General features: G+C 31.8%; 19 protein-coding genes and 2 pseudogenes. 5 read left to right on the top strand and 16 right to left on the bottom strand.

Annotated elements, in window-relative coordinates:
- Positions 1–37: 37 nt before the first annotated feature.
- Positions 38–1000, bottom strand: coding sequence for an MBL fold metallo-hydrolase (locus tag AC1DMU_RS06370; RefSeq protein ID WP_088609368.1), 963 nt, complete (start codon positions 998–1000; stop codon positions 38–40).
- A gap of 293 nt (positions 1001–1293) precedes the next feature.
- On the opposite strand from AC1DMU_RS06370, the pseudogene AC1DMU_RS06365 reads away from it, so the two are divergent.
- Both AC1DMU_RS06365 and AC1DMU_RS06360 read left to right on the top strand, forming a co-directional pair.
- A pseudogene (locus tag AC1DMU_RS06365) lies at positions 1294–2289 on the top strand (LAGLIDADG family homing endonuclease).
- Positions 2290–2441: 152 nt separating this feature from the next.
- Positions 2442–2642: pseudogene (locus AC1DMU_RS06360) on the top strand (RidA family protein); the annotation flags it as partial.
- Between the two features lie 749 nt (positions 2643–3391).
- Here AC1DMU_RS06360 and AC1DMU_RS06355 read toward each other — a convergent pair.
- The 6 genes from AC1DMU_RS06355 to AC1DMU_RS06330 form a co-directional block, all read right to left on the bottom strand.
- A complete protein-coding gene (locus tag AC1DMU_RS06355; RefSeq protein WP_088063627.1) occupies positions 3392–4207 on the bottom strand; it encodes a YwqG family protein in 816 nt (271 codons plus the stop codon).
- A gap of 78 nt (positions 4208–4285) precedes the next feature.
- Positions 4286–4693, bottom strand: coding sequence for a DnaJ family domain-containing protein (locus AC1DMU_RS06350; protein WP_097890144.1), 408 nt, complete (start codon positions 4691–4693; stop codon positions 4286–4288).
- A 21-nt stretch (positions 4694–4714) separates the two neighbouring features.
- Positions 4715–5911, bottom strand: coding sequence for an alpha/beta hydrolase (locus AC1DMU_RS06345; protein ID WP_142291752.1), 1197 nt, complete (start codon positions 5909–5911; stop codon positions 4715–4717).
- 80 nt (positions 5912–5991) lie between these two features.
- Positions 5992–6357: a hypothetical protein gene (locus AC1DMU_RS06340; protein WP_088063628.1), complete on the bottom strand. Its 366-nt coding sequence runs from the start codon at positions 6355–6357 to the stop codon at positions 5992–5994.
- A gap of 268 nt (positions 6358–6625) precedes the next feature.
- Positions 6626–6997, bottom strand: coding sequence for a YxiJ-like family protein (locus AC1DMU_RS06335; protein ID WP_088063629.1), 372 nt, complete (start codon positions 6995–6997; stop codon positions 6626–6628).
- 12 nt (positions 6998–7009) lie between these two features.
- Positions 7010–7861: a patatin-like phospholipase family protein gene (locus AC1DMU_RS06330; RefSeq protein WP_088063630.1), complete on the bottom strand. Its 852-nt coding sequence runs from the start codon at positions 7859–7861 to the stop codon at positions 7010–7012.
- 179 nt (positions 7862–8040) lie between these two features.
- Between AC1DMU_RS06330 and AC1DMU_RS06325 the strand changes: the two genes are divergently transcribed.
- Positions 8041–8418 carry a PH domain-containing protein gene (locus tag AC1DMU_RS06325; RefSeq protein WP_000522465.1) on the top strand — a complete coding sequence of 126 codons (378 nt, stop codon included), beginning with the start codon at positions 8041–8043 and terminating at the stop codon, positions 8416–8418.
- A gap of 121 nt (positions 8419–8539) precedes the next feature.
- Here AC1DMU_RS06325 and AC1DMU_RS06320 read toward each other — a convergent pair whose 3' ends face one another.
- The 5 genes from AC1DMU_RS06320 to AC1DMU_RS06300 all read right to left on the bottom strand — a co-directional run bounded on the left by AC1DMU_RS06320 (position 8540) and on the right by AC1DMU_RS06300 (position 12316).
- Positions 8540–9013 carry a GNAT family N-acetyltransferase gene (locus AC1DMU_RS06320; RefSeq protein WP_088063631.1) on the bottom strand — a complete coding sequence of 158 codons (474 nt, stop codon included), beginning with the start codon at positions 9011–9013 and terminating at the stop codon, positions 8540–8542.
- A 1-nt stretch (position 9014) separates the two neighbouring features.
- Positions 9015–9536, bottom strand: coding sequence for a YfiT family bacillithiol transferase (locus AC1DMU_RS06315; protein ID WP_088063632.1), 522 nt, complete (start codon positions 9534–9536; stop codon positions 9015–9017).
- Between the two features lie 13 nt (positions 9537–9549).
- On the bottom strand, positions 9550–10080 hold the full coding sequence (locus tag AC1DMU_RS06310) for a GNAT family N-acetyltransferase (RefSeq protein ID WP_088063633.1): 531 nt from the start codon (positions 10078–10080) through the stop codon (positions 9550–9552).
- 62 nt (positions 10081–10142) lie between these two features.
- Positions 10143–11465, bottom strand: a complete 1323-nt coding sequence (locus AC1DMU_RS06305) for an FAD-dependent oxidoreductase (RefSeq protein ID WP_088063634.1) — start codon at positions 11463–11465, stop codon at positions 10143–10145.
- Between the two features lie 71 nt (positions 11466–11536).
- Entirely contained in the window at positions 11537–12316 is a 780-nt protein-coding gene (locus AC1DMU_RS06300; protein ID WP_060486786.1) for an undecaprenyl-diphosphate phosphatase, read from the bottom strand.
- Positions 12317–12448: 132 nt separating this feature from the next.
- On the opposite strand from AC1DMU_RS06300, the gene AC1DMU_RS06295 reads away from it, so the two are divergent.
- Positions 12449–12655 carry a hypothetical protein gene (locus tag AC1DMU_RS06295; RefSeq protein WP_000267713.1) on the top strand — a complete coding sequence of 69 codons (207 nt, stop codon included), beginning with the start codon at positions 12449–12451 and terminating at the stop codon, positions 12653–12655.
- Between the two features lie 53 nt (positions 12656–12708).
- Here AC1DMU_RS06295 and AC1DMU_RS06290 read toward each other — a convergent pair whose 3' ends face one another.
- From AC1DMU_RS06290 to AC1DMU_RS06275, 4 genes are all read right to left on the bottom strand, one after another.
- Positions 12709–13089, bottom strand: coding sequence for a nucleotide excision repair endonuclease (locus AC1DMU_RS06290; RefSeq protein ID WP_001048941.1), 381 nt, complete (start codon positions 13087–13089; stop codon positions 12709–12711).
- Positions 13090–13166: 77 nt separating this feature from the next.
- The gene (locus AC1DMU_RS06285) at positions 13167–13730 is read right to left on the bottom strand and encodes a GNAT family N-acetyltransferase (protein WP_088063635.1); all 564 of its coding nucleotides are present in this window, start codon (positions 13728–13730) and stop codon (positions 13167–13169) included.
- A 39-nt stretch (positions 13731–13769) separates the two neighbouring features.
- Positions 13770–14342 carry a YybS family protein gene (locus AC1DMU_RS06280; RefSeq protein WP_088063636.1) on the bottom strand — a complete coding sequence of 191 codons (573 nt, stop codon included), beginning with the start codon at positions 14340–14342 and terminating at the stop codon, positions 13770–13772.
- Between the two features lie 74 nt (positions 14343–14416).
- Positions 14417–15847 carry a PQQ-dependent sugar dehydrogenase gene (locus tag AC1DMU_RS06275; RefSeq protein ID WP_088063637.1) on the bottom strand — a complete coding sequence of 477 codons (1431 nt, stop codon included), beginning with the start codon at positions 15845–15847 and terminating at the stop codon, positions 14417–14419.
- Positions 15848–16048: 201 nt separating this feature from the next.
- Here AC1DMU_RS06275 and AC1DMU_RS06270 point away from each other — a divergent pair, with 201 nt between their 5' ends.
- Positions 16049–16306: a hypothetical protein gene (locus AC1DMU_RS06270; protein ID WP_087984460.1), complete on the top strand. Its 258-nt coding sequence runs from the start codon at positions 16049–16051 to the stop codon at positions 16304–16306.
- Positions 16307–16348: the final 42 nt, after the last annotated feature.

The following is a 16348-nucleotide window of genomic DNA, read 5'->3' as shown; positions in this document are numbered from 1 at the left end:
ATTCCTTATAATAGAGATCGCTCTTTTTTATTTATAGTTAAATTTCTCTCCACCAAGTTGATGAAGGATAGTCTGTAGATTTTAACGTGATAGATTCACCAATTTGTGGCGTTGCAATATTAACTCCTAAACGCTTTGCTTCTTTTGTCACACGTTCAATAGGATCACTCCATTCATGTAATGATAATGTAAAAGCACCCCAATGAATCGGAAGAAGTAATTCTCCTTTCACGTCAATATGAGCTTGCACTGTCTCTTCTGGTAACATATGAATAGCAGACCACCTTGGATCATATTGCCCGCATTCCATTAACGTAAGATCGAATGGACCGTATTTATCACCAATCTCCTTAAAGTGAGGAGCATACCCGCTATCACCACTAAAGAAAACTTTAGTCTCTTGACCAAGAATAAGCCATGAACACCATAACGAACAATCTCTATCTGTCATACTTCGTCCTGAGAAATGCCTTGCAGGTGCGCAAACTAATTTTATATTATCAAACGTAATTTCGTCCCACCAATTATGTTCACTAATTTTGCTAGGTGAAACACCCCATTTAATTAAATATTGCGCAACTCCAGTTGGAACATAAAAATGCTTCGCACGATCTTTTAACTGCATAATACTCTTGTAATTCAAATGGTCATAGTGATTATGTGAAATGATAATCGCATCAATTTCTCGAAGGTCTTCACGTTCTAAAGAAAAAATACCACTATAACGTTTACTATTAAACAGAGGAAATGGGGAAGAGGCATCTCCAAACATTGGGTCTAATAACAATGTTTTACCTTCTATTTTCAAAAGAGAAGCAGAGTGCCCAAACCATGTCACACTCTCTAAAGACTCATTATTTTTATCCGATAAAACAATAGGTAAATTCTTTAAAGGACGCAGCTTTGATTTCATTTTAAAGTAATCAGTCATTAAACCGATTATATCTTTCGGTTTAAAATTTACATCAGTATGAATTTGATTCATATATTTCTTTTTCATTCGTTCTCCTTTTTACGTTTAACAATATACGTATGTTGTTATTGTAGCTATTTGTAGTTTAAACGAAATTAATTTACCTTTCATCTTAAATTCAGTACATTTCATAAATTTGTCAAATTCATTATTCTTATATATAAAAAATAAATCAGGCAGCAGATAAAACAAATATAAAGTAAATGTAAATTGTTTTAATTTGGTAAATACTTTCTTATAAACAACGAAGAACATACGTTTTGTTATATGTTGTAGAAGAAAATACGTCTCTAATTATTAAAAGGAAGGAGAGGATGTAAGTGCAAATAGAGAGAAAAAAGAAATCAAAATGTAAACTATCAAAATCTCAAATAACTCAGCTATATGCAGAAGGGAAGAGTACCTCAGAAATAGCTACGCTTGCCAATGTGTCTGCTAGATATATTCGTATGGTTTTAACAGACAATAACGTTCCAAGGCGTGCTATAGGGAGTTGGAAAAGGAAGTATGACATATCAGAAGATTATTTTAAAACATGGTCAAATAACATGGCTTATATTTTAGGATTTATAGCAGCAGATGGTGTTATACAGAAAGAAAATCAATGTGTCAGTATATCTCAAAAAGAAAGTTACATTTTAGAAGATATAAAACAAGAACTACACACCAACCAGCCACTATATCAAAATAAAAAAACAGGCGTATAGATGCTAAACATTAATAGCAAAACAATAAAAGACGACCTTATGAATATACATGGAATCATGCCATGTAAATCATTAAATATCAAATTCCCATTCGTGCCTGAAGAATATTTACATCATTTTGTTCGTGGATATTTTGATGGGGATGGTTACGTCAAGTATGAAAATTATATAGTAAGCTTTGTAGGAGGATCATATAGATTTATGAATTCTTTACATCAAATTCTTCAAAATCACAATTTACGAGCCGATTTACTAAATCAAAACAAACATTATCGCTTTATTTTATCTGGAAGAAAATCAATACAACTATTTTCAAATTGGATTTATAAAGACAAAGATATTTATTTGCATAGAAAATATGAAGTGTTTCAGAAAGAAAGTCTAAGATTAGACCAATTACAAGATCGAAAACTAAAACAAACTCAAACCGCCGTTAAACAAAGAAAACAAAATTTCCTTAAAGCATACATGAAAGATAAGTGTAATGCTACAACTTGTTCAAATTTAGAAATAAGCGAATCGACTTTTAAACGTTGGTTAAAAAATGATAATCAATTTAAAACAGAGTATGAAAAGATTAGTTTGACAAGTTCCACTAGCGATAACTAAATATAAAACTCTAGAAAACCTTATTATAGGTATGAAGATAGCAATACTAAGGTTTTTAATTTGAAATCATTAAAGGATTCTTAGTTTTATTTATAGAACATAACAAATACATAGATTTTATAATTAATTTGCTAAAAAAGGAGAGGGACACCCTGCAAAAGAAATTTATCAATCCAGAAACGATGCCACCAACTTTTGGATATTCGCATGTTGTCGAAGTTAGTAACGCTAAACGAACAATTTACATATCTGGACAAGTAGCAATCAATACTGATGGTCAAATAGTTGGCGTTGGTGATTTAGCTACACAAACACGACAAGTATTCGAAAACATTAAAAGTGCATTAGAAACATTGCTGTAGCAAACTAATTTTAAAAACTTATTCGTAATCATATCAATGCAATTCGTTTAATGCGTTCATTTAAAACGAATTGCATTTTTTATTGTCTTAAATATAATTTATATCTGGAGACATTTTTATCAACAACTTATAAAACAACAAAAAAACAAACAACTAAACAATCCATCACACAGAATGATTAAAAAGAACAAGGGGAGGCTAATCACCAACGCTAACATTTAATAAGTTTATTATTCTAAGTTAGTTAACATAATATATATTATAGGCAGTTGTAGAAAAAAGCGATATCAGGTATCAAAAACCAAGTAAACTATACTTAATGAGACGGAGCGGAGATTTTTAGTGAGATTTACATAAAATCGTATCTAAACGAATTTCTACAGTTTTTATCATTCTTTTTGTTATAAATCCATCACAGCAAATTCAAATCAATAATCCATTAAGAATTATCGAATCAAAAACATTTTTGATCGACAAGAAATTTTTATACAGAAAAATTATTTCTATACAAAATATAAATTATTAAATTCATTTTATGTTTTACTTAATAAATTTATATTGCTATTTACACACGTTTTATAACTTTAGATTATTTGTTGTTATTTCTGTCAGTTACACTTGACTTTTATTGTACTTACCGTTCTTTATTCTAGTTAACATAACGTTTATTTTTAACATAAAAAAATCTCCCTCACCTTTAGGAAGATTTTTTAGCTTACTAGTATTTCAGTTATATGTTTTTAATAACAATCCCAATTGTAAATAACATTGGAAAAATCTAGATTTAATAAATCGTCTTTCTTTATAAAGAAATTAGCAACACCAGAATCTCCCCACATAATATTTAATGAATCATCTGTATCAATTTGCAACAATAACATGTCATGTTGCTGGTATTTTTCTTCCCATTCCCTTGGATCTGTCTGTGTGAAAAATGGATAACCACCAATTTTATGCCCTTGATCTTTACATAAATCATCATACAGTTCGCCTAATTCAGTATTATTTTCTTCATCAACAATTTCTTCCCAATCAATTTCCTCACTAAACATCTTTTCAAATCGATAATCCCTTGATGTTACTGGTTGATAACCTAATTCAAGCTTTAATTTCGCTGCTTCAGGAATGATAAAGTTCTCTAATTCTGAAGTGTTTAAATAACTAAAATCAGTAATTACCTTATTTAAATCTTCTATAATTGTAGAATGATAAATAATTCGAAAGTCTTTTTGGATTGTTGGATGATCAAAATCTGCTCCGTAAAGTTCATCTTCAGCACTTACGAAAAACTGTAGCATACCCTTTTGAGGCATATATTCAACATGCGGCATTTCTTCAAAGTTTAGCTGCGCTAGTAACATCATAGGTTGTCCATTTGAATCTTTAGGATGCTCTTGATCTATAGGTAAATACGGATAACCACCAAATTTACTTTCAAAAAGCGTTGTCTCTGCTAATGTTCCAGACACTTTAATATAAGGTTTCACACTTTCTTCTAAAATACTACGATAGTGCTCTAGTTCTTTCGGAATTTGAAGCTGATACGTATTCTTCATTACATTTGCCTCCCTTTAATAATGAATTGAAAATGCCTTACTTAATTATATAGCAAAAGATAGCTTCATTGAAAATTGTTAAAAATCCGTTTTCACCCTCGTTTTTTGTGCACTTGGTGGACAAAGTAGATTATGTTCTAAAACCTTTTTATTAATAGTTCGAATTAAATCCGCTGCTTCTGTAGTATTTGTATTTTCTTTTAGCTTTTCTTTTAAATCATCAATTTCCTTTGAAAGCTCAATCCACCTAGGTAAAACATGATTATTCTTTAACGTTCTATAAAGTTGCTTTTCAGGATTGTATGAAAGGTCTTTATCAAGATTAAGAGGTTTCCCTTTACCTGGCAAATTATCAAAAGACCCTTTCTTTTCTGCTTCTTTAACGATAGAACTAATATGATCCTCATACGTATAAGACCAAACTTTCTCATCTTTTACTAATATCTCTTGCTTTTTTAGTTTTTTATCTAGTTCTTCTTGATTCATAGACTCTCTCTCCTTTTTAATTTAGAGTGTTGTTTTTGTAAGTTTTAATGCTTTCAATTCATCAAACAACTTTTCTCGCCACCAAACACCGTCATGTCCGCCTTGAAACTCTTCATAAGTAATTTGGTACCCTTTTTCTTTTAAAGCTTTATACAGGCGTCTATTAGCCGTTAAAAGAGGTTTGTTTTCAAGTTCTCCTGCTGCTATGTAAAAATGAGGTTGACTCGTATCGGAATCTATAGATGAAATTTGATTTTCAATCCAAGGAATTTGATTTTCATAACCATCCTTTTTCCAATGCACGGATCCAGACATTGACAACACGTTTCCGAAAACATGTGGATTTTGAAGTGCTGCATAAAAAGCTGCTAAGCCACCAAGACTGAAACCGGCAATTGTTGTATGTTTCGCTTCTTGATGCACACGATACTTAGCATGAATCCACGAAAGTAATTCCTCCGTTAAAAATGCATTCATTTTATCGTTATAAGTTAGCTCTTCTAGTCGATCAACAGGATCTATTGCAACAGCAATACAAGATGGGATTTCTTTTTCGTATATTAAATAATTGAGTGTTCTTGCGATTGAAAGGTTATTAATGAATGAATTCCCATCAAATGCAATGAGAAGTTCTTGAAGGTGTGAAGTGTGAGAATAGTCATGAGGCGTATAAATATGAATGTTACGTGTGTTATTTAAAATCGTACTATGAAAAGAATATGTTTCAATTTTTCCAGATGGATAATGATCTGAAGGGAAACGACTGCTATACTGCACTTCCATCCCTATACTTAACACTGATGCTTTATTAGCACCTTCTCCAAATGTATTTCCATTAAATCGGTCTAGTTCGTACTGTTCACTACGCTTTATCCAATCATTTTCGAAAAAATCGTTTACTGAAAAATAGTAAGTTGAAATAAAACTCTTATCCGTCCTAAACGTTTCATACCAAATATCTGTCTGTAACAATCGTTTTAATTGATTTACAGACAGATCCCAACCAGGAAAACTACCGAATACATAAACATTTTCAGTTTTTTGGTCCCCTAACCATATATACGTTATAAGCTTATACTGATTATTTACAGGACATTGTTCTATTAGTGGCGTATGATTTGACTTTATTTCATGCAAAAAAGTATAAAAAGCTTTCTCGTTTCCATTTTTTAATTGATTATTAAGCTCCTCTAATTTAGGACTAATTATTGAAGTCACCCATCTTCCTCCTTTGTATTTCTTTTCACTAGATTGCTTTTATAAAAATTAGGATTAGGATGATATTGTATTTAGATGAGTTATTTATTAGAAAGTTTATCAATTGCCTGAATAGAAAGTTCCAACGCTTTGATTCGTCTTGTTAAAAGAGTTCTTTGCGGACTACCTACTTTAGACTTATCATAGGCTCTCTCAATTGATGGAAGTAAACCAACAAGGACATTACGAGCTTCTGCTAACTCTTCTTGACTATACTGGTGACTTTCTTGATTCCAAACGTTTTCTAGTACTGCTAACCCTACACAAACGGCTTTAAGTCGTTTTTTCACTAATGTAGTATTTGCACCTTTTTGAGTCATCTGTAATAATGCATTTTCAAGTTTACGAATAGTCGATTGTAAAGATTTTCTTGATTCCGATTTATCTATATTTGATACGTTTTCCATTTTACTGTTGTTCCTCCTGGCTTAACTTATTTAATACTGGATATAATAAGTACTTGATTTCACTCGAAATATTTTATCATAAATAACTAACGATATTCGAGTTGGACAATCCATTAAAGGAAAACAATCGCTAAACGCCTCTCCTCCCTTACTTCATTCTATAATTACTTCTTTCTGCACATTAAAATTCCTATATAAGCAAGGTATAAATATTGTCTTTTTTATGAACAAAATACGCACAAGCAGCATAACTTGTACGTTTTAATTTTTATTCAGTAAGATAATATAGTAATAGTTTTCGCGCTTTCTCATAATTCATGAAATCTCTATACAAAACGGGATACTTCACAATTTCTGTTTCTATAGAACGATATTGCGGAAACCATTCAAAAAACGATTTCCTTAACCACTTTATTTGCTGAAACGTAATGTTCTGTTCGTTTCCATTTAGTACAGAACTTAAAGTACCTGCTGTATGCATCCAATAATGATTAAAATCAGCGTTTATACAGTCATCATCTGTAAATTTACTTTTTAAGTCTCGTTGCAATTTTCCTGTAGCACGATACGGAAACGGTTTATGCAGCAGACTATGCATTTTCTGCAATTCATTAAAAATAACCATTTTACCTAATAGCAACTTTCCACCCCTTTATTTCTCTATCCAACTTAATAATTTTTCATAATGATATTGAGCATCTGTATAGCCAAGATTATATAAATTAACTAGCTTTTCTTTATTTCTTTCTATTCCGCTTATAGGAAGTTGTGAGCTAGGCTGAATTACATAAAAATTATCTTTCTGTTCGTTGCCATTCATATAAGTTACGGTTTCATTATAATAACGATAATGTTCTACTAAATGTTCTGCGATTTTCGGATATTTACTATATAAAATTTTAGCCAGACCAGAAAATTTATTCCGCTGCTTCTCATATCCTTCTGGCTTTGTCATAATCACGACGTTCTTTTGATAACCATCAGTTTGTGCTTTTAGAACCGGTATAGGATCTATAATCCCTCCATCTAGCAATTTTAGATTATCATATTCTACAGCAGGCGCTATAAACGGTACAGAACTTGATGCGCGAATGATTTTTAAAATATCATTTCCGTGTTCTATTTTATTGTAATAAACTGCTTTTCCTGAATCACAATCAGTCGTTCCTATAACAAATTGTTCATTGGAATTTAAGAAAGTTTGAAAATCAAATGGAACAACTTTATTAGGGACTTCATCAAATAAAAAGTCCATTCCAAATAATTCACGTTTTCGAATCAAATTTCGATAAGATATATATCGGTGATCTGACACTAGCTCTGTATTTACTTTTTTATTCCTTCCTTTTTGACGTGATAAATAAGTTGCGCCCATACATGCACCAGCGGATACGCCAACTACATACGGAAAGAATAAGTTCTTTTCCATAAAATATTCGAGTACTCCTGCAGTATATAGACCTTTCATTCCTCCGCCCTCTAATACTAAACCTATATTTTTCATGCTATATCCCTCTGCTTCTTTTTTCTTACTTACATGTTAACACAAGATTTTAAGACGAGGTTATATAAACGAATTGCAATAATAACCAGAAACTACTAAAGTAATGTCATAATTTCTTAGTAAATAGCATGGTACAATATAAGTAATACATTCCACAATTAACCGAGGAGGAATTTCATATGGGTTTATTTAGCGGTATTTTAGGAAATGCATCAAATGCGAGTACAGAAAGTGTAGAACGTGATTTAGAGAAGATTATGTTAGACGATGAGAAAGTTGAACATGCTTATAAATTAATTCGTGATTTAATCGTATTTACAAATCGTCGTCTTATTTTAGTAGATAAACAAGGGATATCAGGTAAAAAAACAGAGTATCATTCTATTCCTTATAAAAGCATTACACAATTTAGCATTGAAACAGCTGGGCATTTTGATTTAGACGCTGAGCTTAAAATTTGGGTATCTAGTTTGAGTACACCAATTACGAAAGAATTTAAAGGTGACGATAGTGTTTTAAGCATTCAAAAAGCGTTAGTAACATATACGACGAAATAACGCTTTTATGTATATTTATTCAGTTCCAAAATTACTAACCCGAGTATTTTGGAAGAATATGCATCGTTTTTGTATATTTAATCTTAAGTAACAGAAAAAGGTAAAGCGTATTTCAAATGCTTTACCTTTCTTTTTTGTAATAAATGAGTGTAGTTTTATCATTTAATTTCTTTATTACTTCTGTTCTTTTATACCCCGTTTTTTCGTATAGAAAACAATTTCTTTCTTCTTCTAAAATCGTAGCAAGTTCAAAACTCCTTGCTTTTGGAAACATCTTTTCAATTAAAATAAGTACCTTTTGAGCGATTCCTTTCCCTTGATAGATTGGATGAATGAACATTGGACTGATCCAAAATTTATAAGGTAGTTCTTTTTGGGATATACATATCGCTCCAACAAGGTTCGAATCTATTATCATCTTATAAAAGTTGTTGCTTGGATTATTTATCCTTAAAATAGTTTTTTCAATAGTTTCATTTGCTGGATTTGTTTCATAGTCTTTATATTTATTTAATAAAGGGCTAAATGAGTCTATTTGCATTTGAAATAAAACTGCTGCATCATTTTCTGTTGCCTTCTCTAATCCAATCTCCATGTTACCAATTTAGTCGCTTTCTTAATGAAGTTATATGCGCTGTATGATGACGTCCATGCCATGCATATAGTCCAATTGCAGCAGCAAGTTTTGTTTCACCAGTTTCTGGATGATTAAATGTCTTTTCTAGATCTTCTAGTTCTAGAGAATATAAAAGGTTAACCCATCTTTTATGTAACGATTCTAACATTACTAGTGAAACGTCTACTGGTAATTTAGAATCAGGTAGTTCTGCCCACTTCTCTTCTTTATATGGTTTAATAGTAGGATTCTTTTCTGTTAGTGCTAATTTAAAGCGTATGTAGCTATTCATATGGCTATCAACAACGTGATGAACTACTTGACGAACCGTCCATCCACCAACTCGATATGGTGTGTCTAACTGCTTCTGATCTAAATCTTTAATTGCTTTTGCTAGTTCATTAGGTAAATCTTCAATTTCTTGAATCCATGTATCAATCATTTCTTCAGTTATAGGACGTTTGGATGTAAATTGCCCAATTGGATAACGTAAATCATTCATGTATAAGCCCCCCTTAATATAAGCGCGAAGTATTTCTCCATATATAATGTACAAAATTCACATGTTCTCCATTTAATTCTACAGATGTTGTATCTGCTTCGTTATGATAGGAAGAAAACCCGCTTTTTTCTAATACACTTTGTGATGCGAGATTATTAGTAGTTGTTTTAGCATGAATCTCATTAATTTTATTATTTTTCGCTACGTCTAAAACTAATTTTACAGCTGCTGTTGCAACCCCTTTTTTAGTAAACTTTTCTCCGACTCGATACCCAAATGAACTGCTTCGAGTTTCTGTATCAATATCTACTAAATTTATTCGTCCTACAATTTCTTTTTCTTCATTACGAATTAAATAAAAATAAGAATCTCCATCCGCTTGTTCTATTAATAAATCGTCTAGTAGCTTTCGGAAATATTCAAAATTAAAATATTGTGAGCCACGATTTGGTACCATTGTTTCAAAAAAAGATTTATTCGTAAGTTCAAACGTAAATAAATCTTTAGCATCGTGTTTCTTTAATTGTTCTATGTATATTTTCATCTCGCTCACTCCTTCTATATATACTAACTGTTATATATTCTTTTTAATCGATTATTTTCCTGCTATTTCTTTCGCTTCAGTAATACAGCAAGTAGTACTTTCGGATGAAATAGGTGCAATGGACTACGAATTAAATTCATAACTCTTACTAATCGAATATAAACATCAGAGTCAGTTGCAGATAGTTCATATATTTGTTTCGTATACCATAGCTGAAATTTTTGCTTCATCGATAATTTTCTTGTTAGCTGAGGATGACGTGATATTTCCGTTGTAGTCATTTCCCAAGGAGTTTGTATGATATTAGCGGTCTTTTTATAAAATCGCTGTGTAAATGTTTTATCAAGCTTTTGTCTCTTTTGCAAAAGTAACTGCAATTGGTGAGCTTCCATAGCTGCAACTGAAACACCTTGCCCAAAAACAGGATCAAAACGACAATGTGCATCCCCAACTACTAACAATCCTTCTGGTAAATGATTAACTAAATCAAATCGCCGACGTACTTGATAAGGAATTTTGTACGTTTTGATATTTGAAATTGCCTCAGCTTTATTTAGAAAATCTGTCACATTAGAAATTGATAGGTTTTCAGCAAAATCATAAAACTCATCATCTGTTTGTGGTGCTTTCTCATTTGCATATCCGCTGAAAGTAACAAAATAGCGATTATCCTCAATCGTTTGAATAAGAACACCATACGGATTGTCAGGGAAACTTGGAGACATTAGCATATTACAACAGTCTAATTTCTCATTTTCATTGAGTTTAAACATTCTAGTTGCGTAAAACAAATCAATGCGCACTTTCTCTTCTTGCACTTCAATATTGTATTCACGTAACCACGCTATACTTTTTGAACCGAATCCGCTTGCATCAACAACAATATCTGCTTGAATTTCTTCTTGCGTGCCCGTCTCTAAGCATTTAGCTTTTACTCCACTTACTTTGTTAAGCTTTCCATCTACTAATAAACCATCAACTAATGTTCCAAATTTAGTGGTAACATTTGAAATATCATTAATTCGTTTTTGAATATGCCATTCAAGCAAAAACCTACTTTGTTGAATCATATGTACTTTACCTATGAATTGCTGTTTCCATAAACCAAATTGATGCCATTTTATATCACGAGTAAAGTTATTTACGATACTACCTGTTTCAATTAATTCATTAGTGATAGTAGGAAACAATTCCTCAATCGCTTTTACTCCACCTTTTAATAACACATGAGGATGATTACTTTGTGGAACTCTTTTTCTCGAAGACTTTCCATCCCATCTTTCACCAGCTTCTATAATGATTACTTCTTTAAAAGTAGATGATAATGCTTTTGCTGCGAGTTTTCCTGCGATACTTCCGCCAATAACGATAGCCTTATTAAACATATTTTCCCCCTTAATGAAAGAAGACCCTGCCTTGTATGAATGAAACAGGATCTAAACGAATAGTTACTACATTAAAAAACATGAGTAAATTGTAACGTTAAAATTAAAATGCCTAATCCCCATACGTAATACGCGAATACTTTTAAGGAGTGACGTTTTAAATATTGAATCATCCATGAAACGGCTATATAACCGAAAAACGCTGCTGATAATGTGCCGACGATTAATGATGTACTAGAAATAGATTCTGCTTTCCCTTGATAAACATCTGCTAATTGCAAAATGATAGCTCCGACAATGGCTGGCGTTGATAATAAAAAAGAAAAGTAAGCAGCAGTTTCGCGGTCTAACTTCCTCCATAATGCAGCAACGATTGTCATACCAGAACGAGAAATTGCTGGGAAAATAGCAGCAGCTTGAAATGAACCGATAATAAATGCATCTTTATATGTAATGTCATCCATTTTTTTACGACCATTTTTTTGTTTATCAGCCATATATAGAAAGAAACCTGTCACTAAAAACTCCCATCCAATCGTAATGCCTGTTTTTGAAATATCCTCAAAAAAGTCTTTAAATAACAATCCGATTACAACTGCGGGTATCGTCCCGACAATAAGTAGTAGCATTAGTTTGGAAAATGGATTTTTAATTAAATATATAAATTCTTTTTTGTAATAAATAAACACTGCAAGCAAAGTTCCAATGTGCAGCATCGTATCTAAAAACAATCCTGCTTCATCTAATTGAAACAAATGCCTTCCTAAATAAAGATGACCCGTACTACTTATCGGTAAAAACTCTGTTAAACCTTGTATGATTCCTAATATAAAAGCTTCTAACCAATTCATGATGGTCCCCTTTCTCGTTTGCTTGTACCAATATATGAAGGTTAAATTTTCGATATGAAAAAAACTATATTTCTCTATGAATTTACTTTTATTTTATAGATATATATGTAAAAAGAGGTAAGGAGGGTTACTATGTGGCAACATACGAAATTCGGCAATGTATTACTGTGGGCAGGACCTATCCTTGTGTTTATAGGGTTATGTATGACAAATGTTATTTCTGATATTCCTTTTTTTGAGGGAAAACATAAATCGATTGGAATTGTACTTATATGTATAGGTGTATGCTGTTTTATTGTTGCTAATCATTTAAAAAAAGGAGAAAAATATGAGGACTAAATTTAAATAAAAAAACAATCCCAGTATATGCGCTAGGATTGTTTTTTTATTACTTATTTGTAGAATACTTTATCAACGTTATATTTTGCTTTATATTCATTAATAATGTAAGTTTCGTAAATTTCTCTTTCTGTTGGATCCTCTACGATACATGCATCGATGCGGTATACTTCATCACGGTGATTTTTAATTGGTGAAACATTGTCTTCAAAATGCTTCTTAATACGTTGTCTAATTTTACGAGCTTTACCTACGAAAAGAAGTTCGTCATTAATATTGTAAAACATAAAAATGCCGCCTTTATCTCTAGGGAACAAGTGGAAATCGATAAATCCATTAATTGGAGTAATTATTGGCTCGTCTCCTTTAATAACTTGTTTACGTTCAGTAATTGAAACATCAGCTTCAGGAATATTAATTTTAATCAAGTTCATTCACGTCCTCTTTTATTATAAAGATAAATAATAGCATACATATGTAAGAAAAGCTACGTTCAGAGGCATATTTCATTTTATAATTCAAATATTATAGGTGTATCATGTAAACTCTTCTTCCAAATCATATGATCGCTTGATTCTCCCCAATACTCCTTCAGTACATAACTAGGTTCTCCAAACTTCTTCGTCCATATACTTTGTGCTTTTTTGTATCCACTATCTAAACAGTATTCTGTTATTCCTCTGCTAAGTAACGTAATATACATTGCATGTAGTAATAAATTGCCTATGCCATTTCGTTGATATTCAGGTAGTACAAATACAGTTCCTATTTCATATAAATCTTTAAACACACCACCTGTACAACTATTAATCAATGTACTTGCTGGGCCGATTTCAATTGTTCCAATGATTTTATCGTTACTTGTATCAATTGCTAATAAAAAGTAACGACTTTCTCCATTACTCTCCAAATCATTTTTCAAATATTGTTTTTTCGTGTTAATTTCATTTTCTATGTCATCTAATAATTGTAATAACCCTTCATTTTTAAATGTATCAGTAATAACAAGACGAAAAAACATATTCAGTTCATCTACATCATCCGAATTAGGTCTTCTAATTTTAACGTTATACACGACTTGAATCTCCAATCTTTAAAAATATATGAGAAATTGTTAAGACCATACTTTATATACTCTATTCAACATTATTCTACAAATGCCTGCATAGATCCAGCAGTATAGAAAGCTCAGAATAAATATTAATAGAATAATTTTTATATCCAAAGTTGTATGAACAGTAGGACCTAATACAGGAAATCGAAAGATATCAAGTACAATTATAATACCTAGAAGTAGACATATTGCTGAAAAGGAAACAATCAAAATCCTTCTCTTGAATTGTATAAAGGATACTCCTAACGCTATACCTAATAAACCTGTAGTAAAAGGAAAGACAATTAGTTCGCTTGGCTCAATAATAAATAATAGGAGAATAGTAAGAATGTAAGAAAGTATTCCCGTGCGAGTAGAATAACAAATAGCGAAAAATATAGGCAGCGTCGCAAAAGGACTAATAAATAAGCCTATACCAGGGATTAGGTTCCCGGCAGATTGAAAAATAGCAGCAAGTGAACCGAGTAACGCTGTAATCACTAACCTCTTTGCTGGCGTCATCTTTCTTTTATGAACAAAATTCGCATCATGCGCGATCATCGGTTGATACCAATAGTTTCTAAAGTGATTCATCAAAATCCCCCTAAAGATATCTAATTATACAGTGGACGATTATATAATGAATAATTCCGAGAGTGTCTATCATATTAAGGAACGATTTCAAAAATAGTACCTTTGTTCAAATCAGTTACTTTCATAGAACCGTAAACTCCTAAATATAATCTAGTTTGATCCAAATTTGTTCCTAAACTCATAAAATAAGCTGCCTGCTCACCGAAATCATAATGGGTTTCAATAACATGAAAGTCAGTATGTTTACCATGCGTACCAGCTCTAGAATAAGCTAACGCACCTTTTACTGAAGACTGCGATTTTTCTTTTTTAGCAAGATCAGTAAACACAATACTACCAGTCAGACCAGGAATTGCAGTTCCCATATACGGTTGAACGCCAGTAAGTGAAGTTCCGTCAAATTTATCTGGTCTGGAATCATTATGATAATAACTAATTAGAGGCTGTATACGCTGCACTGATGTTTCTATAGTTTCATTATAATAAGCCGTTATCCTCTCATCCAAAGTAGGATTCTCAGAACAGTGCCTTATAAAAGAAGTAGGTAATTCCCCTTCCCATCCTCTCCACCCAAAATTAATAAATCCATATTGATCAGGAGTATCTCTTATTAAATGGGTTTGAACGATTTCGGTAACTGGTATTGATTTGTATTGAACAAAAGAAAAAATAGACTCTACAATATCTTGTCCGACGTTACCGGCATATTTGATATATTGATTATGCAACCTTTGAAATGAAATACCTGTTATATTACGTACGCCTTTTGCAATTAATGTAAGAGTTTCTTGAATAGATAGAGGAAGTTCATTAAAACGTGTAACTACTGGAGGATTATTTATGGACGTATTTTTACTTACATCGATTTCAATTATTTTACCCGCTATTTCTAAATCATCCTGGCTTAAATTAAACGGATCATAGCCAGAACCACCATCTCCATTAGTAAAAACAAGTTTTCCAGTCTCAGGTGAAAAGTTTAAGCTATTTACGCCGTTATGATTAAAAAATGGCCGTTTTATATTAAGTAATGTTCTTCGCTTTTGAGGTTGGCCATTTGATTGTAAAACCCATTCTTCAACTGTATCAATATGATCATATTGAGTATCTCTATTTGTCCACTTTAAATTTAAAGTTTTCGGGTCACAAGGATTCGGTTTAAATTGTTCTGAAAGCGAACCTGGTCCTTGCGTGCCGGCCATAGAATAATGAATATAAAACAAGCCGTTATGATTAAATTGTGGATGGAACGCTAGTCCTAGCAATCCGCGTTCATCATAACCGCTACTAGCAACACCTTCTTCAAATGTACCTAATTTAATAATTCGGTGACGAATATTTAAAAATGTCTTTATATCTCCGTCTCCTATGTAAAAAACCTCTCCTAATTGGGTTGCGATAAATAGTCTTTCAACTGATTCACCTGGAAGTATTGCTGTTTTTATGACAGTCGGTAAATTTATGTTATGAACGATGGGACGTAAACGAACCTTAACTTTTGTCAATTAACTTTACACTCCTTGTTATTCTTTTTAATAGAAGAATATGATGAGAGTAGTTAAATTAGTATCAAAACTATAGACGTAAAAGTGTGATATCCCTGTTCGTACAAGTCTGTTTTCTACTTAGCATCAATTAACTTACATTCCTTTTTATTACATTTTTGATATAATATAAGTATAAAATATAAATTAGGGGGACAATTCATGGCAATCTTACTACAAATCATCGTACCACTTATATGTGCAATATACTTATTTACCCTCTATCGTAATAGTACTATTGGAAAAGCTGCTTTTCTCTTAGCAGTCGTTATTGGGATTTTCGGTTTAGAGAATATCTTTCAATATGCTAGTTTAACTGATCATACTGTTTATCCATATTGGGGTAGTTTGAAGGCTGTAATCTTTATTTTATCAGTGGTGTTTTTATTCAAAAGAACCCCCACTCCATATAATAATTAACAATTATTCATGTTTATTTAAAGCTTATTTTCAGAAAGAGGT

This window comes from Bacillus sp. 01N45 (assembly GCF_056399205.1).
This window is presented reverse-complemented; position numbering and strand designations above follow the sequence as displayed.